The sequence below is a fragment of the Hymenobacter perfusus genome (assembly GCF_003944765.1).
Classification (GTDB): Bacteria; Bacteroidota; Bacteroidia; order Cytophagales; family Hymenobacteraceae; genus Hymenobacter; species Hymenobacter perfusus.
Window position 1 is genome coordinate 17,869 of record NZ_RWIU01000011.1, and the last position, 21,179, is coordinate 39,047.

General features: G+C 65.2%; 21 protein-coding genes. 15 read left to right on the forward strand and 6 right to left on the reverse strand.

Annotation, left to right across the window (positions count from 1 at the left end; translation table 11 throughout):
- The first annotated feature begins 38 nt into the window (after positions 1-38).
- The 6 genes from EI293_RS21040 to EI293_RS21065 are packed head-to-tail and all read left to right on the forward strand — an operon-like array spanning position 39 to position 9,214.
- A complete protein-coding gene (locus EI293_RS21040) occupies positions 39-4,454 on the forward strand; it encodes a CusA/CzcA family heavy metal efflux RND transporter (RefSeq protein ID WP_125440530.1) in 4,416 nt (1,471 codons plus the stop codon).
- Between the two features lie 24 nt (positions 4,455-4,478).
- A complete protein-coding gene (locus tag EI293_RS21045; RefSeq protein WP_125440531.1) occupies positions 4,479-5,663 on the forward strand; it encodes an efflux RND transporter periplasmic adaptor subunit in 1,185 nt (394 codons plus the stop codon).
- A 46-nt stretch (positions 5,664-5,709) separates the two neighbouring features.
- Positions 5,710-6,039 carry a YnfA family protein gene (locus EI293_RS21050; protein ID WP_125440532.1) on the forward strand — a complete coding sequence of 110 codons (330 nt, stop codon included), beginning with the start codon at positions 5,710-5,712 and terminating at the stop codon, positions 6,037-6,039.
- A 9-nt stretch (positions 6,040-6,048) separates the two neighbouring features.
- The gene (locus EI293_RS21055) at positions 6,049-6,660 is read left to right on the forward strand and encodes a hypothetical protein (protein ID WP_125440533.1); all 612 of its coding nucleotides are present in this window, start codon (positions 6,049-6,051) and stop codon (positions 6,658-6,660) included.
- Positions 6,661-6,709: 49 nt separating this feature from the next.
- Entirely contained in the window at positions 6,710-8,830 is a 2,121-nt protein-coding gene (locus EI293_RS21060; RefSeq protein ID WP_125440534.1) for a heavy metal translocating P-type ATPase, read from the forward strand.
- A 3-nt stretch (positions 8,831-8,833) separates the two neighbouring features.
- Positions 8,834-9,214, forward strand: coding sequence for a DUF3703 domain-containing protein (locus EI293_RS21065; RefSeq protein ID WP_125440535.1), 381 nt, complete (start codon positions 8,834-8,836; stop codon positions 9,212-9,214).
- A 60-nt stretch (positions 9,215-9,274) separates the two neighbouring features.
- Here EI293_RS21065 and arsS read toward each other — a convergent pair whose 3' ends face one another.
- The 6 genes from arsS to EI293_RS21095 all read right to left on the reverse strand — a co-directional run bounded on the left by arsS (position 9,275) and on the right by EI293_RS21095 (position 14,499).
- Entirely contained in the window at positions 9,275-10,321 is a 1,047-nt protein-coding gene (arsS, locus tag EI293_RS21070) for an arsenosugar biosynthesis radical SAM (seleno)protein ArsS (protein ID WP_125440536.1), read from the reverse strand.
- A gap of 41 nt (positions 10,322-10,362) precedes the next feature.
- Positions 10,363-10,698 carry an arsenosugar biosynthesis-associated peroxidase-like protein gene (locus EI293_RS21075; protein WP_125440537.1) on the reverse strand — a complete coding sequence of 112 codons (336 nt, stop codon included), beginning with the start codon at positions 10,696-10,698 and terminating at the stop codon, positions 10,363-10,365.
- A 69-nt stretch (positions 10,699-10,767) separates the two neighbouring features.
- Positions 10,768-11,679, reverse strand: coding sequence for an SDR family oxidoreductase (locus tag EI293_RS21080; protein ID WP_125440538.1), 912 nt, complete (start codon positions 11,677-11,679; stop codon positions 10,768-10,770).
- Positions 11,672-12,676 carry an NAD-dependent epimerase/dehydratase family protein gene (locus EI293_RS21085; protein WP_125440539.1) on the reverse strand — a complete coding sequence of 335 codons (1,005 nt, stop codon included), beginning with the start codon at positions 12,674-12,676 and terminating at the stop codon, positions 11,672-11,674. Before EI293_RS21085 ends, EI293_RS21080 begins: the two co-directional genes overlap by 8 nt.
- Entirely contained in the window at positions 12,676-13,368 is a 693-nt protein-coding gene (locus tag EI293_RS21090; RefSeq protein WP_125440540.1) for a TIGR04283 family arsenosugar biosynthesis glycosyltransferase, read from the reverse strand. The genes EI293_RS21085 and EI293_RS21090 overlap by 1 nt, the downstream gene beginning before the upstream one ends.
- Positions 13,369-13,413: 45 nt before the next feature.
- Entirely contained in the window at positions 13,414-14,499 is a 1,086-nt protein-coding gene (locus tag EI293_RS21095) for a BamA/TamA family outer membrane protein (RefSeq protein ID WP_125440541.1), read from the reverse strand.
- Between the two features lie 115 nt (positions 14,500-14,614).
- Between EI293_RS21095 and EI293_RS21100 the strand changes: the two genes are divergently transcribed.
- The 9 genes from EI293_RS21100 (at position 14,615) to EI293_RS21140 (ending at position 21,169) form a co-directional block, all read left to right on the forward strand.
- Entirely contained in the window at positions 14,615-15,397 is a 783-nt protein-coding gene (locus EI293_RS21100) for a DUF547 domain-containing protein (RefSeq protein WP_125440542.1), read from the forward strand.
- A 36-nt stretch (positions 15,398-15,433) separates the two neighbouring features.
- Entirely contained in the window at positions 15,434-16,402 is a 969-nt protein-coding gene (gene arsM / locus EI293_RS21105) for an arsenosugar biosynthesis arsenite methyltransferase ArsM (RefSeq protein WP_125440543.1), read from the forward strand.
- A gap of 60 nt (positions 16,403-16,462) precedes the next feature.
- On the forward strand, positions 16,463-17,086 hold the full coding sequence (locus tag EI293_RS21110; RefSeq protein ID WP_125440544.1) for a DUF6134 family protein: 624 nt from the start codon (positions 16,463-16,465) through the stop codon (positions 17,084-17,086).
- A 162-nt stretch (positions 17,087-17,248) separates the two neighbouring features.
- On the forward strand, positions 17,249-17,599 hold the full coding sequence (locus EI293_RS21115; RefSeq protein WP_125440545.1) for an ArsR/SmtB family transcription factor: 351 nt from the start codon (positions 17,249-17,251) through the stop codon (positions 17,597-17,599).
- A 31-nt stretch (positions 17,600-17,630) separates the two neighbouring features.
- A complete protein-coding gene (locus EI293_RS21120) occupies positions 17,631-18,089 on the forward strand; it encodes a DUF6428 family protein (protein WP_125440546.1) in 459 nt (152 codons plus the stop codon).
- Between the two features lie 72 nt (positions 18,090-18,161).
- Positions 18,162-18,935: a metallophosphoesterase family protein gene (locus tag EI293_RS21125; RefSeq protein ID WP_125440547.1), complete on the forward strand. Its 774-nt coding sequence runs from the start codon at positions 18,162-18,164 to the stop codon at positions 18,933-18,935.
- Between the two features lie 12 nt (positions 18,936-18,947).
- Positions 18,948-19,442, forward strand: coding sequence for a GNAT family N-acetyltransferase (locus tag EI293_RS21130; protein WP_125440548.1), 495 nt, complete (start codon positions 18,948-18,950; stop codon positions 19,440-19,442).
- A gap of 12 nt (positions 19,443-19,454) precedes the next feature.
- Positions 19,455-20,564 carry an ACR3 family arsenite efflux transporter gene (gene arsB / locus EI293_RS21135; RefSeq protein ID WP_125440549.1) on the forward strand — a complete coding sequence of 370 codons (1,110 nt, stop codon included), beginning with the start codon at positions 19,455-19,457 and terminating at the stop codon, positions 20,562-20,564.
- Positions 20,565-20,686: 122 nt separating this feature from the next.
- Positions 20,687-21,169, forward strand: a complete 483-nt coding sequence (locus EI293_RS21140; protein WP_125440550.1) for a DUF5990 family protein — start codon at positions 20,687-20,689, stop codon at positions 21,167-21,169.
- Positions 21,170-21,179: the final 10 nt, after the last annotated feature.

Genomic DNA, 21,179 nt, shown 5'->3' on the forward strand with positions numbered 1-21,179 from the left:
TTTACCCGAAGCGTTAGACCTAACCCCCACAGCAACGGATGTTTGACCGGCTGATTCATTTTTCCATTCACAACAAGCTCATCATTGGGCTGCTGACCCTGGCCCTGGTGGCCTGGGGCGGCTACTCGCTGAGTCGGCTCCCGGTCGACGCGGTGCCCGACATCACCACCAACCAGGTCGTCGTCTACACCGTGGCCCCGTCGCTGGCCGCCGGCGACATCGAGCGGCTCGTGTCCTTTCCCGTCGAGCAGAGCCTGGCCACTATCCCCGGCCGCGAGGAAGTGCGCTCGTTTTCGCGCTTTGGCCTCTCGGTGGTCACCATCGTCTTCGAGGACAAGATTGACATTTACTGGGCCCGCCAGCAGGTAGCCGAGCGCCTGCGCGAAGCCGAAAGCCAGATTCCCCAGGGCATCGGCCGGCCGGAAATGGCGCCGGTGAGCACCGGCCTGGGCGAAGTGTACCAGTACCTGGTGCGCGCCAAGCCCGGCTACGAGAAGAAGTACGACGCCCGCGAGCTGCGCACGATTCAGGACTGGATTGTGCGGCGGCAGCTGCTGGGTACGCCCGGCGTGGCAGACGTGAGCAGCTTTGGCGGACTGCTCAAGCAGTACGAAATCCGGCTGGACCCCACGCGCCTGCGCTCGTTGAACGTGACCACGGAGCAGGTCTACCAGGCCGTGTCGCGCAACAACCAGAACGCCGGCGGGGCCTACCTCGACCAGAAGCCCACGGCCTACTTCATCCGCACCGAGGGCCTGGCCGAGAATGCGGCCGACCTGGGCAACATCGTCGTGCGTAACACCCAGGGCGGGCTGCCCGTGCTGGTGCGCGACGTGGCCGACGTGCGCCTGGGCTCCGCGGTGCGCTACGGGGCCATGACCCGCAACGCCGAGGGCGAAGTCACCGGCGGCATCGTGCTCATGCTCAAGGGCGCCAACGCCAACGAAGTTATCAAAGCCGTCAAAGAGAGGATGGTGACGGTGGAAAAGTCCCTGCCCGAGGGCGTGACCATCGACGTGTACCTGGACCGCTCCGACCTGGTGGGCCGGGCCATTCACACGGTCAGCAAAAACCTGCTCGAAGGGGCGCTCATCGTGATTTTCGTGCTGGTGCTCTTCCTGGGCAACTGGCGCGCCGGCCTGGTGGTAGCCTCGGTCATTCCGCTGGCCATGCTTTTTGCCATCAGCATGATGCGCCTCTTTGGCGTGTCGGGCAACCTGCTCTCGCTCGGGGCCATCGACTTCGGCCTGGTGGTGGACGGGGCGGTGATTATCGTCGAAGCCATCGTGCACCGCCTGCAGCACCACGTGGGCACGGCCTCGCACCCCGACGAGGCCGGGGGCCGGCTAAGCCCCGGCCAGATGAACGAGGCCACGTACGAAGCGGCTTCCAAAATCCGCTCCTCGGCCGCCTTCGGGGAAATCATCATCCTGATTGTGTACCTGCCCCTGCTGGCCCTGGCCGGCATCGAGGGCAAGATGTTCCGGCCCATGGCCGAAACCGTGGCCTTTGCCATCGTGGGCGCCTTTATTCTGAGCCTGACCTACGTGCCGATGATGTCGGCGCTGGGCCTGAGCCGCGACACCGAGCACAAGCGCAACTTCTCGGACCGCATGATGAGCTGGCTCGAAGCCCGCTACCGTCCCGTGCTGGAATGGGCCCTGCGCCGGCGAGCTTTGGTGCTGGGCACGGCCGTGGCCCTGTTTGCCGGCGCTGTGCTGCTGTTTCGCACGCTGGGCGGCGAGTTTATCCCGCAGCTCGCGGAAGGCGACTTTGCCGTGGAAATGCGCACGCTCACCGGCTCCTCGCTGAGCTACACGGTGGACAAAAGCCAGCAAGCCGCGGCCATCCTGCGCAAGCAGTTCCCGGAAGTTAAGGAAGTCGTGGCCAAGATTGGCGCGGCCGAGATTCCCACCGACCCCATGCCGGTGGAAGCCGGCGACCTGATGATTATCCTGGAAAAGGACCAGGGCAAATGGACTTCGGCCGGCAGCCAGGAAGAGCTGGCCGAAAAGATGGCCGAGGCGCTGAGCGTGATTCCCGGCGTGACGTTCGGCTTTCAGCAGCCCATCCAGATGCGCTTCAACGAGCTCATCAGCGGCGCCAAGCAGGACGTGGTGCTCAAAATCTACGGCGAGGACCTCGACCGGCTGGCGGCCTATGCCGAGCAGGCGGCCCGCCTGGTGCGGCAGGTAGAGGGTGCCGAAGACGTGTACGTGGAGCAGGTCACGGGCCTGCCGCAAATCGTGGTCAAGCTCGACCGCAACCGCATGGCCCGCTTCGGCCTGAACGCCGAAGACGTGAACCGCACCGTGCAGACGGCCTTTGCCGGGCAGAGCGCCGGGCAGCTCTTCGAGCAGGAGCGCCGCTTCGACGTGGTGCTGCGCCTGGCCCCGGAGCTGCGCCAGGACATCAGCCAGGTGCGGCAGCTGCTGGTGGCCACGCCCGCCGGCGAGCAGGTGCCCCTGGAGCAGGTGGCCACCGTGGGCCTGCAGGAAGGGCCCAACCAGATTCAGCGCGACGACGCCAAGCGCCGCATCACCGTGGCCTTCAATGTGCGCGGCCGCGACGTGGAAAGCATCGTGCAGGAGCTGCAGGGCAAGATGGACCGGCAGCTCCAGTTCGCGCCCGGCTACTACGCCACCTACGGCGGCCAGTTTGAGAACCTGCGCGAAGCCACCCAGCGCCTGAGCATTGCCGTGCCCGTGGCCCTGCTGCTGATTTTCGTCCTACTGTTCTTCACCTTCCGCTCGCTCAAGCAGTCGGTGCTGATTTTCACGGCCATTCCGCTCTCGGCCATCGGCGGGGTGCTGGCTTTGTGGCTGCGCGGAATGCCGTTCAGCATCTCGGCCGGCGTGGGCTTCATTGCCCTGTTTGGCGTGGCCGTGCTCAACGGCATCGTGCTCATCGGCTATTTCAACCAGCTCAAAGAAGAAGGCCGCACGGACCTGTACCAGCGCATTCTGGAAGGCACCCAGGTGCGCCTGCGGCCGGTGCTGATGACGGCTACCGTGGCCTCGCTGGGCTTTCTGCCCATGGCCCTGTCTACCTCGGCCGGCGCGGAAGTACAGCGCCCCCTGGCCACCGTCGTCATCGGCGGGCTGGTCACGGCTACGCTGCTGACTTTGCTGGTGCTGCCCGTGCTCTACGCCCTGTCCGAGCGCAACCCCAAACCGGAGCAAAAGCCGCAAACGGCCCCGGCCCTGCCGGTTTCGGCAGTGCTATTCCTGCTGCTCGGCGGCTTGCTGGTTAGCAGCCCGGTTCGCGCGCAAGGCCCGCTGACGGCAAACCAAGCCGTGAGCCAGGCCCTGCAGGCCAACGGCACGGTGCAGGCGGCTCAACGCTCGCTGGAAGCCCAGCAGGCTCTGCGCCGCACGGCCTTTGACGTGGGCCGCACCACCGTGACCGGTACCTACGGGCAGGTCAACTCCCCGCTTTCCGACAACGTGCTCAGCATCGGCCAGACGCTGGCCCTGCCGGGCTACTACCGGGCCCAGGCCGGGCTGAGCCGGGCCCAGATTAGTGCCCGGGAGCAGCAGCTGGCGCAGGTGCAGGCCGAGCTGCGCCGCCAGGTGCGCCTGAGCTACGAGCAGGCCGTGTACGCCCGCCACCGCCTGCGCACGCTGCGCGGGCAGGACAGCATCTACGCCGAGTTTCTGCGCGCAGCCCAGCTGCGCTTCAAGACCGGGGAAGTCAACCGCCTGGAGCCGGCCAACGCCATCATCCAGCAGGGCGAAACGCGGAACCAGCTGGCCCGGGCCCAGGCCGACTACGCCATTGCCCGCCGGCAGCTGCAGGCCCTGCTGCAAGCCCCCGCGCTGGTGGCCGTGGCCGACAGCTCCCTGCGCCTGCTGCCTGCGCCCGCCGCGGCCACCGACACGGCCCTGCTGGCCCAGACGCCCGAAGCCCGGGTGCTGCGCCAGCAGCTGGCCGAGCGGCAGGCCGAAACCCGGCTGGAGCAGGCCCAGGGCCTGCCGCAGGTGAACGTGGGCTATACCAACCAGTCCTTGCGCGGCACCTACGAAGTGGACGGGCGGGCACAGACCTACGGCACCGGCGACCGGTTCCAAAGCGTGCAGGCCGGCGTGGCCATTCCCCTGGTGCGCGGGCCCCAAAAAGCCCGGGTGCAGGCCGCCAAGCTGCAAGAGCAGGCGGCCACGGCCAACTACGAACGCTACCGGGCGCAAGCCGCGGCCCAGCTCGACGAGCTGCGCACGCGCCTGGCCGAGCAGCAGCGCCGGGTGCGCTTCTACGAGCAGACGGCCCTGCCCCAGGCGGCCGTCATCGTGCGCCTGAGCCAGCTCTCCTACAAAGCCGGCGAAACCACCTATTCTGAGCTGCTGCTCAACCTGGAGCGTGCCCTGGCCGTGCGCACCGCCTACCTCGACGCCGTGCTGCAGCACAACCAGACCGTCATCGACCTGGACTACCTGCAGGGCGCGGCCGCGCAATAATCTCTTTCCTCTCGACTACGACCCATGAAGTATATCGCATCCCTGGCGCTGCTGCTGAGCCTGACCCTGGCCGGCTGCGGCTCCGATTCCAAATCCACTGCTGACGCGGATGAGAAGCCCGCGAAAGCCGAAGCAGGCGATTCCCCGGCCGGTGAAGCCGAAGAAGCATCAGACCTGGTCACGCTGTCGCCGGCCGAGCAGCAGGCCGGCGGCCTGAAAACCGGCCGCGTGAGCTCCCGCCCCATGGGCGCGGGCCTGGCCGTGAACGGCACGCTGGACGTCCCCCCGGAAAGCGCCGTCTCCATCACCGCCCCGCTGGGCGGCTACGTGCAGAGCACCGAGCTGCTGCAGGGCTCCCGCGTGCGCAAGGGCGAAGTGCTGGCCGTGCTGCGTAACCCCGAGTTTATTACCCTGCAGAAGGAATACCTGGAGCTGCGCAGCCGCCTCAAGTTCGCCAACGCCGAGCTGGCCCGCCAGCGGGAGCTCTACCAGCAGGAGGTGGCGCCCCTGAAAAACTACCAGCGGGCCCAGGCCGAAGTCGAAGCCCTGCAGGTGCAGCTTAGCGCCCAGGCCGCGCAGCTGCGCATTGCCGGGCTGCCGGTGGGCGGGGCCATCACCACCACGGCCACGTTGCGCGCCCCGCGGGCCGGCTTCGTGCGGGCCGTGAACGTGACCGTGGGCCAGAGCGTGACGGCCACCGAGCCCTTGTTTGAAATCGTGGACCCCGAGCACCTGCACGTGGAGCTCACGGTCTTTGAGCGGGACGTGGCCCGGGTGCAGCACGGCCAGCTGATTCGCTTCACGCTGGCCAGCGACTCGACCGGCTCCCGCCGGGAGCGCACGGCCCACGTGTACCTGGTGGGCAAGGCCATCGGCGAGGACCGCACCGTGCGCGTGCACGGCCACCTGGACCAGGAAAAGGACCCGGCCCTGCTGCCGGGCCTCTACGTGCGCGCCACCATCGAAACGGGCCGCACCGATGCCACGACCCTGCCCAACACGGCCCTGGTGCGCTTTGAGGGCAAAAGCTATGCGTACGCGGTGGAATCCCCCGGCCGCTACCGGATGGTGCCCGTGACGCTGGGCCGCAGCGAGGACGCCTACACCGAAGTTACCCTGCCCGAATCCGTGCCGGCCACGACCACTTTCGTCACGGACGGGGCCTACTCGCTGCTGGCCAAGATGAAAAACGCCGAAGAAGAGGAATAAGCCTTTCGGCATCAATTCCGTACTCTTCAGCTTTACCCATCCCCTTATGACTTATCTACGGCCCTTACTGGTATTCTTTCTGGCCGGCCTCTGCGAAATCGGGGGTGGTTACCTGCTGTGGCAGTGGCTGAAAGCAGGTCGCCCCGGCTGGACGGGGTTGCTCGGCGCCCTGCTGCTGGTGGCCTACGGCTGGGTGGCTACCTGGCAGCCGACGTCGTTTGGCAAAACCTACGCGGTTTACGGGGGCATTTTCGTGGTGATGTCCATTGCCTGGGCCTGGTACTTCGACGGCTTCCGCCCCGACCGGGCGGATGTGCTGGGCGGCATGATTACCCTGCTGGGCATTGGCATTATCCTGTTCTGGCCCCGTTCCTGATTGCTGCCCATGCTCGAACTACTCACCGGTGCCTTTCTGCTCAGCCTGCTGCACGCCGCCATTCCTAACCACTGGGCGCCGGTGCTGGCCGTGGCGCGGGCCGAGGGCTGGCCCCTGCGGCGGGCGGTGGGGGTGACCATGGTGGCGGGCCTGGCGCACGTGCTGAGCACGGTGCTCCTGGGCCTGGCGCTGGGGCTGCTGGGGTGGCGCCTGTCGGCGCGCTTCTCGCAGTTTGCGGGCGTGGCCGCCCCGGCACTGCTCGTCGTCATTGGCCTGCTCTACGCCTTTTCAGGGCCGGGGCACACGCATCCGGACCCGTCGCCCGTGCCGCGGCGGCCCCGCGGCCGGGTGGTGCTGGGCCTGGCGGCCACCATGTTCCTGGCGCCCTGCCTGGAGATTCAAACCTTTTTTCTGGCCGCCGGCTCCCAGGGTACGGCCACGCTGGCCCTGCTGATGGCCACCTACCTGGTCGTGTCGCTGGGGGCCATGAGCGCGCTGGTGGCCGTGGTGTACTCCGGTATCCGGCGCCTCAACCTTGCCGGCCTGGCCCGGCACGAGCGCCGCTTCACCGGGGCGGTGCTCGTGCTGGTGGGGCTGGCCGGCTTTTTCGTGGACTGGTAGGCCGCCCCGGCCCGCCGTTCGATTCCTTCACCGATGCTATTGCTTCCTTATGCCTGACCCCACTTCCCCCAATACCAACGAAGAGCTGAACACAGCCAAGCAGGTGAAGCCCGAAAACGTGGGCGCCCTGAGCCGCGACCAGCTCTCGCCCGAAGCCGCCGCCGCGCCTGAGGGCCACGACGTACCCGGCCATGACCACAGTGGTCACAACCACCCCGCTGGCAAAAAGGTCGTGGACCTGGCCGGCGAAGCAGCCGACGAGCAGACCGGCCATTCCCACGGGGACGGCGACGACCACGACCACGGGCCTGCCGGCGCCAACCCCTACCTCTGGCCCGGGGTGAGCTTGGCGCTGCTGCTCTCGGGCATTGCGCTGGATTACTACCAGGTGGGCTTCTTCGCCGGCTACGTGCGGTTGCTCTGGTACGGGGCGGCCTTCCTGCTGGTGGGCTGGAAAGTCATTCGCTCGGCCATCCAGAGCATCCCCTCGGGCAACATCTTCAACGAGTTTCTGCTCATGAGCATCGCCACGCTCGGGGCCTTTGCCATCGGCGAGTACCCGGAAGGCGTGGCCGTGATGCTGTTCTACACCGTGGGCGAGCTGTTTCAGGATGCGGCCGTGAACCGCGCCAAACGCAGCATCAAGGCCCTGCTCGAAATCCAGGCCACCGAAGTTACCGTGGTGCGCAACGGCCAGAGCTTGGTGCTCGACCCGAAAGAAGTGCAGGTGGGCGACGTGATGGAAGTGCGGCCCGGCGAGAAAGTAGCTCTCGACGGGACCCTGAACACCACGGCCGCCAACTTCAACACGGCCGCGCTGACCGGCGAATCGGCCCCGCAAACCAAGCAGCCGGGCGAGCCCGTGCTGGCGGGCATGATTAACCTGGAATCCCTGATTCAGGTGAGCGTGACGGCGGCCTTCAAGGACACCAAGCTGAGCAAGATTCTGGCCATGGTGCAGGACGCGGTGGGCCGCAAGGCCAAGACCCAGCAGTTCATCACCAAGTTTGCCAAAATCTACACGCCCATCGTCGTGGCGCTGGCCGTGCTGCTCATCGTGGTGCCCTACTTCGTGGTCGACGACTACGTGTTCCGCACCTGGCTCTACCGGGCGCTCGTGTTTCTGGTCATTTCCTGCCCCTGCGCGCTGGTCATCAGCATCCCGCTGGGCTACTTCGGCGGCATCGGGGCGGCTTCGAAGGCCGGCATTCTGTTCAAGGGCTCCAACTTTCTGGACGTGCTGCGCGAAATTGACACCGTGGTGATGGACAAGACGGGCACGCTCACCCAGGGCGTGTTTGCCGTGCAGCAGGTGCAGCCGGGGGCTGGCACCACCCCGGAGCAATTGCTGCGGCTGGTGGGCGCGCTGGAAACCAAGTCAACCCACCCCATTGCCAAGGCCGTCGTCACCCACGTGGGCGCGGCAGCTACGGGGGTTCCGGTGGAAGGGGTGGAGGAAATCGCGGGCCACGGCCTGCGCGGCAAAGTGGACGGCCGCGACGTGCTGGCCGGCAACACCAAGCTGCTGACCAAGTTCAGCGTGGCTTACCCGCCGGAAGTCGACCAGGTGGTGGACAGCATCGTGGTGGCCGCCGTGGACGGCAAATACGCCGGCTACCTGACCGTAGCCGATGCCCCAAAGGAAGACGCGGCCCGCGCCGTGCAGGAGCTCAAGGCCGATGGCATCACCAAAATCGTGATGCTCTCCGGCGACAAAGACAGCATCGTGCAGCGGGTAGCCCAGGAGCTGGGCATCACCGAAGCGCACGGCGGCCTGCTGCCCGAAGACAAGGCCCGCTATGTGCAGCAGTACCTCACTGAAGGCCGCAAGCTGGCGTTTGTGGGCGATGGGGTAAACGATGCGCCGGTGGTAGCCCTAGCCGACGTGGGCATTGCCATGGGCGGGCTGGGCTCGGACGCCACCATCGAAACGGCGGACGTGGTGATTCAAACCGACCACCCAAGTAAAATTGCTACGGCCCGTCGCATTGCCCGGGCCACGCACAACGTGGTGTGGCAGAACATCTGGCTGGCTTTCGGCGTGAAAGCCGTGGTGCTGGCCCTCGGCGCCGGCGGCGTGGCCACCATGTGGGAGGCGGTGTTTGCCGACGTGGGCGTGGCCCTGCTTGCGATTCTCAACGCCGTTCGCATTCAGCGCATGAAGTTTTAAGCCATGAACACATTGCTGCTTCCGGCTCGCTTGCGGCCGCATTACCAAGCGGAACTGCGGGCTGCTCACCGCGCCTATACTCAACAAGAGCCGGCGCGTGCGTTCCATCATCTGGAGCGCGCCCATATCCTGGGGCAGCGCTGGGCCTGGCCGCACACACAGGTGCATCTGCTCATGTTGCGGCACGGCTGGCGCACAGGCAATGGGCGCGAGATGCTGGGCCAGCTGCCGCGCATCTTCTTCGGCTTTCTCGGCTCGCTGGTCGGTCAGGTGCCCACTGGCAACACGGGCGGAGCCAACGTCAAAGCCGAGCAGCCCATGCCTATTCCTACGGATTTGCAGGGGCTGCTCACCCCACAGGCGGAACTACGAAAACGTCGCTAAAAAGCGCCCGTGATTCCTGGGTATCGGCAGCGCCCCAAATTCCAAAGCCACAAAAGGGCATCAAGCAGTTGTGCCGCCGCAGCTGGAGCCGGAGCCGGCCGTGCAGCCATAGCAGTGCTGGTTGATAACGACCGAGCGTTGGGCCAGCGCCGCGGCGTCGAAGTCGCGGATGTGCTGCACGGTGCTGGCCACGTGGAGCTCCAGCATCTGGTTGAAGTCACAGTCGTAGAGGTAGCCGTCCCAGCTCACGGAAATTGTGTTGCGACACATCACCCCGGCCGCCGCGGTGGGGTTGAAGGCCGCCACCAGTTTTTCCATGTAGCCCGCATAGTTGCCCGACTCAATGAGAAAGTCCAGGTAGCGACTCACCGGAATGTTGGTGATGGCAAACAGCTCGTTGAAGACAATGCCAAAGTCTTTGCCCAGGGCCCGCTTGAACTGCTCCTGCAGCCCTTTTTGGGAGCCGGGCAGAAAGGCGCCGTTGGGGTTGTAGACCAAGTTCAGCGTCAGCCCCGAGCCGGGCTGGCCGTAGCCGACGGCGTTGAGCATCTTCAGCGCCCGGATGGAATCCTCAAATACCCCGTCGCCCCGCTGGCGGTCGGTAGTTTTGGCGTTGTAGAAGGGTAGGGAGCTGACCACTTCCACGCCGTGAGCCTTGAAGAACGCGGGCAGGTCGTGGTACTTCTTGTTGGCTACGATGATGGTCAGGTTGCAGCGCACGATGACGTGGCGGCCCAAGGCATGAATCTGCTCCACAAACCAGCGAAAGTCGGGGTTCATTTCGGGGGCGCCGCCGGTCAGGTCCACCGTGGCAATGTCGGTTTGGGCCAGCGCGTCGAGGCAGAGCTGCATCGTCGCGCGGGTCATGATTTCCTTGCGGTCGGGCCCGGCGTCCACGTGGCAGTGCTTGCACACTTGATTGCACATCTTGCCCACGTTGATTTGCAGGATAGCGGGCGCCACCGGCACCAGCGGAAACAGCCCGGCCCCCCGTAGCTTTTCCGCGAACGGGGGCAGGTGCAGCGTGTCCACTACTTCCTGGCGCAGCACGGTCAGTTGAAAGGCCGAGTCAGCCAGCTGGTGGCCCGAGGCCTTGAGTGATTTCATAGCAGGGAGCAAAGGGCCGGGCGCGCGGCGCCGGCCGTGGCTTACATGGAGAGGTCTTTGGCCTTGTTCATCATTTGCACGCCGTGCACCAGCAGGGCGCCGCCTTTGATGGCCGCCGCCACGTGCACGGCTTCCATCATCTGGGCTTCGTCGGCACCCTTCTGCAGCGAGTCGGTGGTATAGGCGTCGATGCAATAAGGGCACTGCACGGCATGGGCCACGGCCAAGGCAATCAGGGCCTTTTCCCGCTCGGTGAGGGCACCTTCCTTGAACACCTCCCCGTAATACTCGAAGAACTTGCGGCCCATTTCGGGCTGCCAGTCAGAGATGTTACCGAATTTGGCCAAGTCCGCGGGGTTGTAATAGGTCTTCTCCATGAGGGTAGAAATGAGTGGGGCAGTGGGGAAAGGAACTGCATGTACGAAACGCTGGGGACAAGTAGATTGTCACTCGTACCAATGACGAAACCGGCGGAAGCTGGTGCGCACAAACCAGTCGCCCAGGCGCGGGAAATAGCTGTGCACTACCAGAATCAGCCAGCCCAGGGCGGAAATCACCGTGCGCTGCCGGCGCCGCCGGATGTGGCCGAGGATGATGCCGGCCACCTCCACCTGGCTTTTCTGAAAGCGCGGCGGGCGGTAGGCAATGGGCACGGGCTGGCCGCTGGCATCGAGCACGCGCTTGTCGGCGTCGTTTTGCGTAAAGCCGATGTGCACCACGCCCAGGTGGATGCCGGTGCTGGCCAGCTCCAGGCGTAGCGTATGCGCCAGGTTGGCCACGGCCGCTTTGCCGGCGCAGTACGCCGAGCCCGAGGGCATGCCGTTGAGCGCCGAAATGGACGAGATGAACGTGACGCTGCCCCGAGCCCGCGTCAGTTCCGGCAAGGCGGCCATGAGCGGGTACACCGCGCCGTACACGTTGCTGTCGAGCACCTGCCGGAACACCTCCGGCTGCATGTCGCGGAAATAGGCCCGCTGCGAGATGCAGGCGTTGGCCACCAGAACGTCGAGCCGCCCGAAGGATGCCACAGCCGTGGTCACCAGGCGCTGGCAGCTCGCGTAGTCCGTCACGTCGGCCACGCAGGCCACCACGGCGTAGCCCGCCGTCTCGAAGTCGTTCAGCGTCTGCCCCAGGCGCTCGGTATTGCGCCCGTTCAACACCACGGCCGCCCCCTGCTGGCACAGCAGCCGGGCCGTTTCCCGCCCAATGCCCGATTCCGAGCCGGTAACGATGGCCACCTGACCGGCAAAAGTGCCTTGGGTGGGCAGCGGGCGCGGCGGCGTCCGGGCCGGCTCCGCCGCTGCCTGGGAGGCTGCTGCCTGCTGCGCCGCCGGGACTGGGGGGTGGGGGTCAAACATAGCCGTGGGCTTTAAACCAGTGAAAGGCTTCGGTAATGGCTTTTTCCAGCTCGGTCTGCGGCAGCCCGAGTTCCGTGCGGGCCTTCTGGACGCTGAAATAGTGGCCGTCATTGGCCACGGCCGCCATGGCCGCGTTGAGCTGCGCCGGGCGGCCGGTCAGCCGCGCTTTGACGTCACAGGTGGCTCCGTAGAGCCGGGCCAGCGGCGCCGGGATGGGCCGGGCCGGCGGACGCACGCCCATCAGCCGGGCCATTAGCCCAAAGGCCTCCCGGTAGCTCAGGTTTTCGTGGCCCAGGATGTAGGACTCGCCGACCCGCCCCCGCGTCAGGGCGTTGACCGTGGCCACGGCCACGTCGCGCACGTGCACGTAGTTTTTGCCGCCGGGCGGGTAGCCGGGCAGCTTGCCGCGGTAGAGCTCCAGCAGCAGGGCATTGGAGGTCGGCTTGGCGTCGCCCGGCCCCAGCATGAACGTGGGGTGCACCAGCACGGCCGGCAGCTGCCACTCGGCTACGGCCTGCAGCACCCGGTCGGTGGCGGCCCGCTTGCTATCCATGTAGTCCAGTCCGTAGCGCTGCCCGGCGTAGGGGCGGGTTTCGTCGCCGGGGTGCAGGCGGCTGCCGAAGCCGAAAACGTTGGCCGTGCCCACATACACGAAGCGGCCGACCTCGGCCTGCCGGGCCAGTTGCAGCACCGCTTCCGTGCCGCCCAGGTTGGTGGCCCACACGGCCGGGCTGCGCGCTGGGTTCACCTCGGCCCGGGCCGCGGCGTGAATGATGGCCGCGCAGCCCTCGGCCAGCCCCGCCAGTGAATCCGGCCGGCACAGGTCGCCCGGGCGGACGTCGACGCCCAGGGCGGAAAGGGGCGGTAGGGGAGAAGCAACGGACTCCTGGGCGGGCCGGACCAGCGCCCGCACCGAATAACCTCGCTGCAGGAGCTCCTGCACGAGGTGGCGGCCCAGAAAGCCGTCGGCGCCGGTCACCAGCACGGGCCCGTCCATCAGCGGTAATTGAGCAGCGCCTTGTAGGTGCGGGCAATGCGCGGGGGCGCTACCTTGAGGAAGAACATCGAAAAGGCCGTCAGGTTGGCCAGCTGCACGCGCAGCCAGGAGTTGGTTTCGTACTTGCGGGCCGACACGACCACGTCGTGGGGCACTATCAGAAAGCGGGCCCGCCGCCGGATGCGGCGGATGATGTCAAAATCCTCCATGATGCAGTAGTGCTCGTCGAAGCCGCCGAGCTCCTCGAACAGGGCGCGGGTAATGAACAGCGTCTGGTCACCGCCGCGGCTCATGATGCCCTCGAAGCGGGTGCCGTAGCTGTTGAGGCGCAGCAAGGGATGAGAGGAGTCGAAGCGGAAGCGGTAACAGCCCGCCGGGTAGCCGTCGCGCACGGCCCGCCGGACGGTCGTGACGTAGCCGGGGTGAATGCCCACGTCGGCGTGCACGAAGTAGAGAATCTCGCCGGTGGCGTGGCGGGCGCCGTGGTTCATCTGGCACGCTCGGCCCGGCTTGGGCGAGCGCAGCACCGTGGCGCCGGCGCTGCGGGCGGCTTCGGCCGTGCCGTCCGCACTGCCGGCATCGACCACCAGGATTTCCACGCTGTGGTCCGGGTCGTGGCGGCGCAGCTCGGCCACCAGGCGGCCGATGTTGTCGGCTTCGTTATACGTGGGAATGATAACGCTCAGCAGCATAGGGTCGGGGGATAGATGCGGGAATAGTCGAGGTACGAAAATGCGTTAAAAAGCTTCGCCGATGGTAATGTACAAGCCGCTAGAGTGCCGGCCCAGGCCGTAATCGAGCCGCAGGTTCAGGTGGTCGCGGCGGTTTACCGTAAAGCGCAGGCCCGCCCCGTAGGCGGCATTCGGCGCGACCAGGCGCAGCAAGCGCGCCTCGTCGCCCAGCGCGCCTACCCCGCCAAACACCACCGCACCCAGCCGCCGGTACACCGGCAGGCGCAGCTCGGTTTGCAGCACGGCCGCGTTCTGGTCGCGGTACCGGCCCTCGTAGTAACCGCGCAGGCGCTTGGTACCGCCCAGCAGCGAGAGGGCGTTGAAGGGCGCGGTGCCCGTCGTGTAGCTGGCGAAGTAGTTCACGGCCAGCACCACGTGCGGGCCCAGGCGATGATAGGAAGAGACATCGGCCGAGAGGCGGCTGAAGCGCGTGGTGCCCTCAGGCGCCGCGGCACGGTTGCGGTGCCAGTAGGCCACGTCGGCTACCACGCCCCGGGTGGGAAAGAACACCCGGTCGCGGGCGTCACAAAACAGGCCGAGCCCGCCGCCCGTCAGGCGGCTGCCGCGGCCGCCCGGCACGGTGCCGCTGCCCAACAGGCCGTTGGGTTCGGTACGGGTTACGTCGTAGTCTTCGACCTGGTAGCGCAGGCCGGCGTAGAGTGTGCCGCGCCGCCCGCCCGGCCCGATACGCCGGAAGGCGTTGAGGCGGATACGCGGGAAATTGACCTCGTAGAGCTCCTGCGGCACCTGTTGTTCTCCTACTCCGAAGAAGAAGTAGCTGTAGCGATAGTAGCCGGCTTCGCCGTAGGCATAGTATCGGTTGTGGTCGTAGAACACCTGGAAGGGCAGGTAGATGAGCAGCTGCCGGTTCTGGGTGTAGGCCACGCCAAAGGTGAGCTGCGAGGGCCGGGCGGTGCTGTCGCCCGCGTCGCGGCGAAAGCGCACCGTGGCCGTGGCCGCCGCCCCGTAGGCCAGCCGGGTTTCGGGTGTGTAGTAAACCAGCGGCAGCGGAAACACCGCCACGCGCTTGGGCACGGTGTCGGGGGGAGTCGACCAGCAGGAAAGGCCGAGCAGCGAGGTATTCAGGAACATGCGGCGGGCAGGGTGTTTATTCTCTACGCAGTGGCGGGGGTCCAAAGATTTACCAGGTGGCAATCTTCTCCATAGCCGCTTGCCGTATATGCCGGCTCAACCGTATCCTTTCCTAATGCGCAGAATCTTCCTAGTTGTGTTGCTCCTGGGTGCCGTGGGCGCCGCGCTCATGGCGTTTGTGGCGCCTGCGCCCGGCCCCCTGCGGAACGGGCCGGCGGCCGCCGTCGACCACACAGCCTACGACCGGCTGCTGAAAAAGTACGTCAACGAGCAGGGGCTCGTCAACTACCAGGCCTGGAAAGCGGACCAGCAGGAGCTGAACCAGTACCTGGATAAGCTGAGCAAGAACCCGCCGGCGGCGTCCTGGAGCAAGCCCGAACAGATGGCGTATTGGATAAACGCCTACAACGCCTACACCATCCGGCTCATTCTGAACCACTACCCGGTGAAGAGCATCAAGGACATCGGCTCCAAAATCAAAATTCCCTTCGTGACCACGCCCTGGGCAGCGGAGTTTTTCACTATCGGCGGCCAGAAAATGAGCCTGGACGAAATCGAGCACGGCACCCTGCGCAAGAAATACGACGACCCGCGCATTCACTTTGCCCTGGTGTGCGCCGCCATTTCCTGCCCGCGCCTGCGCAACGAGGCCTACACGGCCGACAAGCTGGACCGGCAGCTCGACGAGCAGGGCCGCGACTTTCTCCGCAACCCGGCCAAAAACAAGGTGGGCCCGGCAAGCGCCCAGCTCTCCAAATACTTCGATTGGTACAAAGGCGACTGGAACAAGAACGGACAGTCAGTAGCCAAGTGGGTCAACAGGTACGCCACGACCAAGATGAACGCCGACGCGAAGGTGAGCTACCTGGACTACAACTGGAACCTGAACCAACAGTAAGCCGCACCCACTGACCTCCCCCTCTCTTATTTGCTGATGAGCTACTTAGACACCACCGCCGACGTGTACCGCCAGGCGGCCCAGGAGCCCCAGGTGGGCCTGTGCTGTACTACCAACCCGGTGTGGCAGCTGCCCGGCCTGCGCATTCCGCCGCGCATGCTCTCGATGAATTACGGCTGTGGCAGCACCGTGAACCCGCGCGACCTTACCGGCAGCCCCACCGTGCTCTACGTGGGCGTGGGCGGCGGAATGGAGCTGCTGCAGTTTGCCTACTTCAGCCGCCGCCCCGGCGCCGTCATCGGCGTGGATGTGGTGCCGGAAATGCTGGAGGCCTCACGCCAGAACATGCGCACGGCCGAGGAGCAGAACGAGTGGTTCCAAAGCGAGTTTGTGGACCTGCGCGCCGGCGACGCCCTGCACCTGCCCGTGGACGACGAAAGCGTGGATGTGGCCGCTCAGAACTGCCTGTTCAACATCTTCAAGCTCGACGACCTGCGCCAGGCCCTGCAGGAAACCTACCGCGTGCTCAAGCCTCACGGCCGCCTCGTCATGTCGGACCCGACCTGCGAGCAGCCCATGAGCGAGGAGCTGCGGGCCGACGAGCGGCTGCGGGCCCTGTGCCTCACTGGCTCGCTGCCCCTGCAGCAGTACCTCGATTTGATTACCTCCGTGGGCTTTGGCACGGTGGAAGTGCGGGCCCGGCGCGCCTACCGCGTGTTGTCGCCCCGGCACTACGCCACCGACGAGCTGATTTACATCGAAAGCGTGGAAGTGTGCGCCATCAAGGACCCCATGCCCACCGACGGCCCCTGCATCTTCACCGGCCGCACGGCCATTTACTACGGCGGTCAGGAGCTGTTTGACGACCAGAAAGGCCACGTGCTGCTACAAAACCAGCCCCTGGCCGTGTGCGACAAAACCGCCGCCGCGCTGCTGGCCCTCGGCCGCGACGATATTTTCGTCTCGCCCGCAACCTACCACTACGACGGCGGCGGCTGCTGTTAATCCATTCCATCCTTCAACGCCCGGTGAGCCTGCTGCCCGCCGGGCGTTTTGCTACCTGCTATGCGCCCCTGTTGGTTGACCACCGCCGCTTTGCTTGGGAGCACCCTGCTGCCGGTGGCGGCGCGGGCGCAACACCCGCCCTCAGCAGAGGTACGCCGCTACGCTATCGAGGTAGCCGGGCTGCGCGTGGGCACCATGACGGCCACCCGCCAACCCCTGAGTGCTGCTGACGTCCGCTACACGCTGGTCAGCGACGTGCAGGTTAACTTTCTGCTATATCACCTCAAAGTGTACTACAAGGTTATCAACCTAGTCCGCGGCGGCCAGCTGCTGCTCTCCACGGTGGAAGCGCATACCAATCAGGGCGACTTTGCCTCGCGCACCGAGTGGAAAGGGGACCATTACGACATCGTGGCCGACCAGTATAAGCACCACTATCGCGGCACCCTGCGGCAGCCCATCCGCTACACGGTGACGGATATGTTCTTCGGAGTGCCCGCCGGACAGGCGCAGGCCTACGGCGAATACTTTGGCGACTATTTCATGCTGAGCTCAGCGCCCGGCAACACTTACCAGGCCCGACGCGACGGGCGGGAAGACGAATACCGCTACGCTGACGGGCAGCTAACAACCATTATCAAGAAGAACCCGCTAAAAAACTTTATCATCCGCTGGCAACCGTAGCCGAACATTATACTCGCTACAAAGACCTTTCAGGCCGGTTTTTGCGGTAAAGCCCCCTGATAAGTCCTACTGAGCTAAACCCCATCGTAGTGAAAAAACGTCATGACGTAAACATGCGTCATATTATGTCGTATATTTGCGACATACTTCACAGCTTTCCCGATGACTTACGCCAAAACCGCCGCCTTCACCCAGGAGCAACAGCAACTGGCCCGCGTGGCCAAAGCGTTGGCGCACCCGGCCCGGGTGGCCATTATCCAGTTTCTGGCCAGCAAGCAGACCTGCATATCGGGCGACATCGCCGCCGAGCTGCCCCTGTCACGCACCACGGTTTCGCAGCACCTGCAGGAGCTCAAGGCCCTGGATTTGATTCGCGGCGAGATTGACGGGCTTACCGTCTGCTACTGCCTTAATACCGAGTTGCTCCAACAGGTCTACCAGCAGTTCACCTCCTTTTTCATCGAAGCCACCACCGGCCCAGCCTGCGGGCCTGCCGATGCCTGCGCCTGCTAACCGTTTCCGCTCACTTCAGCCATTCTGACCTATGAAAATCTCCGAAATGAAGCAGTCCCTCGCCGGACTCGACGCTGTTAATTTCCGCCTGCCCGACGGCACGTACCTGCCCGCCCACTTCCACGTGACGGAAGTCGGCCTGGTCAGCAAGCACTTCATCGACTGCGGCGGGGTGGAGCGCCGCGAAACGGTGGCTAACTTCCAGCTCTGGGAAGCCGGCGACTACGACCACCGCCTCGCGCCCCAGAAATTCCTGCACATCCTCCGGCTGTCGGAGAAGATTCTGGGCCCCGACGACCTGGACATTGAGGTGGAATACCAGCAGGCCACCATCGGCAAGTTCGGCCTTGCCTTCGACGGCACCGACTTCGTGCTGACGCAAAAGCAGACCGCCTGCCTGGCCCAGGACGCCTGCGGCATTCCGGATAGCGCCCTGGCCCTGCCCCAGTTGCAGGTAGCAGGCTGCACCCCGGGCGGCGGGTGCTGCTAAGCTTGCGCAACGGCGCTGCCCTTCCGGGTGGCGCCGTTTTGCTTTCCCAACCTCTCCTTATTTCTCTTTCTGATGACGATTGCCTTTTTCTCCGACGTGCACGGCAACCTGCCGGCCCTGGAAGCGGTGCTGGCTGATATGGAGCAGCGCCGGCCGGACATGATTTTCTGCCTGGGTGATTTGGTGGGCTACGCGCCCTGGCCCAACGAAGTCGTGAACGAGGTGCGGCGGCGGGGCATCCCGACGCTGGCCGGCAACTACGACCAAGGCATTGGGCTGGCCAGCGAGAATTGCGGCTGCGCTTACAAAACCGACACGGAAAAAGACCTGGGCGCGCAAAGTATCGCCTTCACCAACCAGGTGGTGGGGAAAGACGAGCGGCGCTACTTGCGTTACCTGCCCAAGCACATGCGCCTGGACTTCCAGGAAGAGCCCTGCACGCTGAGCCTGCTCATGGTGCACGGCTCGCCGCGCAAAATCAACGAGTACCTGTTCGAGGACCGGCCCGAGGCCAGCTTCCTGCGCATCCTGCAAGAGGCCAATGCCGATATCATGCTCTTCGGCCACACCCACAAGCCCTACCACCGCACGTTTGCCTACGAAGTGGAGGGCGAGACCCGCTACCGGCACGCGCTCAACATTGGCTCGGTGGGCAAGCCAAAAGACGGGGACCCGCGGGCGGCCTACCAGCTGCTGCACCTCGATGATAATACGAAGCTGACCGACCCGGCCAGTGTGCGTTCGGAGCTGGTGCGGGTGGCCTACGACGTGGAGAAAGCCGCGCAGGCGGTGGAGGCCTCGCCGCTGCCCAACGAATACGCGAACATGCTGCGCAAGGCTTATTAACTGGCTATAGTAATGACCATTCTACCACTTCTGGAAGCCCATTGGCCGGCAGTTAAGGCCATTTACGAGGCGGGCATGGCCACGGGCAACGCCACGTTTGAAACGCAGGCACCTGCCTGGGAAGCATGGGATAAGGCCCACCTGGGCCATAGCCGGCTGGTGGCCATGGACGAGACCGGCACGGTCCTGGGCTGGGCGGCCCTCTCGCCGGTGTCGGGCCGCTGCGTGTACGGCGGCGTGGCCGAAATCAGCATCTACATCGCCGCCGAGGCGCGGGGCCAGGGCGTGGGCCGGCAGTTGCTGCAGGCCCTGATTGCCGAGTCGGAGGCCCACGGCATCTGGACGCTGCAGGCGGGCACGTTTCAAGAAAACACGGCCAGCATCGGCCTGCACACGCAGGCCGGGTTCCGGGTTATCGGCTACCGCGAACGGATTGGCCAGCACCACGGCGTGTGGCGCAACACCGTGCAGATGGAACGGCGCAGCCCGACCATCGGCGCCGCTTAACCTTACTTCTTTATGTCGACCTTGAATCAAGCGGTACCCGCCGCGCCGGCTCCGGCCGCGCTGGCGGAAAAGAAACTCTCCGGTCTGGACCGCGGCCTTACGCTGTGGATATTCCTGGCCATGGCGCTGGGCGTGGGCCTGGGCTACTTCGTGCCGGGCATCAACGGGGCCATCAACTATTTCTCGGTAGGCACGGTGAACGTGCCGCTGGCCATTGGCCTGATTCTGATGATGTACCCGCCGCTGGCCAAGGTGAAGTACGAGCAGCTGCCGACGGTGTTTAAAAACACGCGCATCATCGGGCTGTCCTTGTTTCTGAACTGGATACTTGGCCCGCTGCTCATGTTCTTCCTGGCCATCTGGCTGCTGCCCGACAAGCCCGAGTACATGATGGGCCTGATTTTGATTGGCATTGCCCGCTGCATTGCCATGGTGCTGGTGTGGAACGACCTGGCCGACGGCTCGCGCGAATACGCGGCCGGGCTGGTGGCGCTTAATTCCATCTTCCAGGTGCTGTTTTACTCGGTGCTGGCTTGGCTGTTTATCACGGTGCTACCGCCGTACTTCGGGCTGAAAGGGTACGCCGTGAACATCGGCATCTGGGACATTGCGCAGAGTGTGCTCGTGTACCTGGGCATTCCGTTTGCGGCCGGTTTTCTGTCGCGCACTATGCTGCGCCGGCTGAAGGGCAATGAGTGGTATGAGAAGGTCTTCATTCCGGCCATCAGCCCCATTACCCTGGTGGCGTTGCTGCTCACCATCGTCGTCATGTTCAGCCTCAAGGGCGAAACCATCGTGCAAGTGCCGCTGGACGTACTGCGCATTGCCCTTCCGCTGGCCCTGTACTTCGGCATCATGTTCGTGCTCAGCTTCGCCGCCGGCAAGTACCTGGGGGCAGATTACGCGGAGAATGCGAGCATTGCCTTCACGGCCACGGGCAACAACTTCGAGTTGGCCATTGCGGTGGCCATCGGGGTATTCGGGCTCAACTCGGGGCAAGCGTTTGCGGGCGTGATTGGGCCGCTGATTGAGGTGCCGGCGCTGATTGCGCTGGTCAACTTGGCCTTCTGGTTCCGGCGCCGCTGGTACAGCGGCACCACAAACGCCCTGGCTGCCAAATAACGGTATGTGCTTCCGCGCAGTACGCGAGTAGTCAACTGTATCTACTGGGCGTTTCTCGCTCAACACCCGCCCTCATCGAAGACGTCAGCCGGAAGATTGCGCCGGCCCCCTATTTTTCCGCTATGAAACCGCTGCTGCGTCTGCAACTGCAAGTCCTCGATGCCCCAGCCGGCGTTACACTGATGCTGCAACGCGGTGCCCACGAACTGGTTCCGCCGGTCGCCTTCCCCGGGGGGATGTTGCTTTTTGAGGTGCTAGCCGCGGTATCTTATCCTAAGGAAGAGGAGGCGCCCCGGTTGGGTGGGCCCGCCGTCCACGGCCCGGTGCAGGGGCGCTTTCTCTACGTAAACGCCGGCACCTATGCCGGTCAGGCCGATTCCGGCTGGTCCCGCCGGGCCAAAGTGCCCCTGCCGGCGCTGACCCGGGAACTGGTAGAACAGGCCCTGGCTAAGCCGGACCTGACGCTGCAGGCCCGCATCCAAGGCCGGGCCGGGGACGGCGGACCGGCGTGCGCCAGCGTGAAGCTGCTGGATGCGGGGTGGACGCTGGCGCCAGCCTGGCCGGTACCCGCAGCTCTGGGGGATACAGACCTGAGAGGCAACTGATTCAAGAAAA

What these genes read in the sequence shown, in the direction of transcription:
- EI293_RS21090 (WP_125440540.1), bottom strand. Translation starts at nt 13,368, where the DNA reads ATGCTGCTGAGCGTTATCATTCCCACGTATAACGAAGCCGACAACATC.
- EI293_RS21120 (WP_125440546.1), top strand. Translation starts at nt 17,631, where the DNA reads ATGAAAATCTCCGAAATGAAGCAGTCCCTCGCCGGACTCGACGCTGTT.
- EI293_RS21125 (WP_125440547.1), top strand. Translation starts at nt 18,162, where the DNA reads ATGACGATTGCCTTTTTCTCCGACGTGCACGGCAACCTGCCGGCCCTG.
- EI293_RS21040 (WP_125440530.1), top strand. Translation starts at nt 39, where the DNA reads ATGTTTGACCGGCTGATTCATTTTTCCATTCACAACAAGCTCATCATT.
- EI293_RS21110 (WP_125440544.1), top strand. Translation starts at nt 16,463, where the DNA reads ATGCGCCCCTGTTGGTTGACCACCGCCGCTTTGCTTGGGAGCACCCTG.
- EI293_RS21060 (WP_125440534.1), top strand. Translation starts at nt 6,710, where the DNA reads ATGCCTGACCCCACTTCCCCCAATACCAACGAAGAGCTGAACACAGCC.
- EI293_RS21050 (WP_125440532.1), top strand. Translation starts at nt 5,710, where the DNA reads ATGACTTATCTACGGCCCTTACTGGTATTCTTTCTGGCCGGCCTCTGC.
- EI293_RS21100 (WP_125440542.1), top strand. Translation starts at nt 14,615, where the DNA reads ATGCGCAGAATCTTCCTAGTTGTGTTGCTCCTGGGTGCCGTGGGCGCC.
- EI293_RS21115 (WP_125440545.1), top strand. Translation starts at nt 17,249, where the DNA reads ATGACTTACGCCAAAACCGCCGCCTTCACCCAGGAGCAACAGCAACTG.
- EI293_RS21065 (WP_125440535.1), top strand. Translation starts at nt 8,834, where the DNA reads ATGAACACATTGCTGCTTCCGGCTCGCTTGCGGCCGCATTACCAAGCG.
- EI293_RS21055 (WP_125440533.1), top strand. Translation starts at nt 6,049, where the DNA reads ATGCTCGAACTACTCACCGGTGCCTTTCTGCTCAGCCTGCTGCACGCC.
- arsB (WP_125440549.1), top strand. Translation starts at nt 19,455, where the DNA reads ATGTCGACCTTGAATCAAGCGGTACCCGCCGCGCCGGCTCCGGCCGCG.
- arsS (WP_125440536.1), bottom strand. Translation starts at nt 10,321, where the DNA reads ATGAAATCACTCAAGGCCTCGGGCCACCAGCTGGCTGACTCGGCCTTT.
- arsM (WP_125440543.1), top strand. Translation starts at nt 15,434, where the DNA reads ATGAGCTACTTAGACACCACCGCCGACGTGTACCGCCAGGCGGCCCAG.
- EI293_RS21085 (WP_125440539.1), bottom strand. Translation starts at nt 12,676, where the DNA reads ATGGACGGGCCCGTGCTGGTGACCGGCGCCGACGGCTTTCTGGGCCGC.
- EI293_RS21130 (WP_125440548.1), top strand. Translation starts at nt 18,948, where the DNA reads ATGACCATTCTACCACTTCTGGAAGCCCATTGGCCGGCAGTTAAGGCC.
- EI293_RS21080 (WP_125440538.1), bottom strand. Translation starts at nt 11,679, where the DNA reads ATGTTTGACCCCCACCCCCCAGTCCCGGCGGCGCAGCAGGCAGCAGCC.
- EI293_RS21095 (WP_125440541.1), bottom strand. Translation starts at nt 14,499, where the DNA reads ATGTTCCTGAATACCTCGCTGCTCGGCCTTTCCTGCTGGTCGACTCCC.
- EI293_RS21075 (WP_125440537.1), bottom strand. Translation starts at nt 10,698, where the DNA reads ATGGAGAAGACCTATTACAACCCCGCGGACTTGGCCAAATTCGGTAAC.
- EI293_RS21140 (WP_125440550.1), top strand. Translation starts at nt 20,687, where the DNA reads ATGAAACCGCTGCTGCGTCTGCAACTGCAAGTCCTCGATGCCCCAGCC.
- EI293_RS21045 (WP_125440531.1), top strand. Translation starts at nt 4,479, where the DNA reads ATGAAGTATATCGCATCCCTGGCGCTGCTGCTGAGCCTGACCCTGGCC.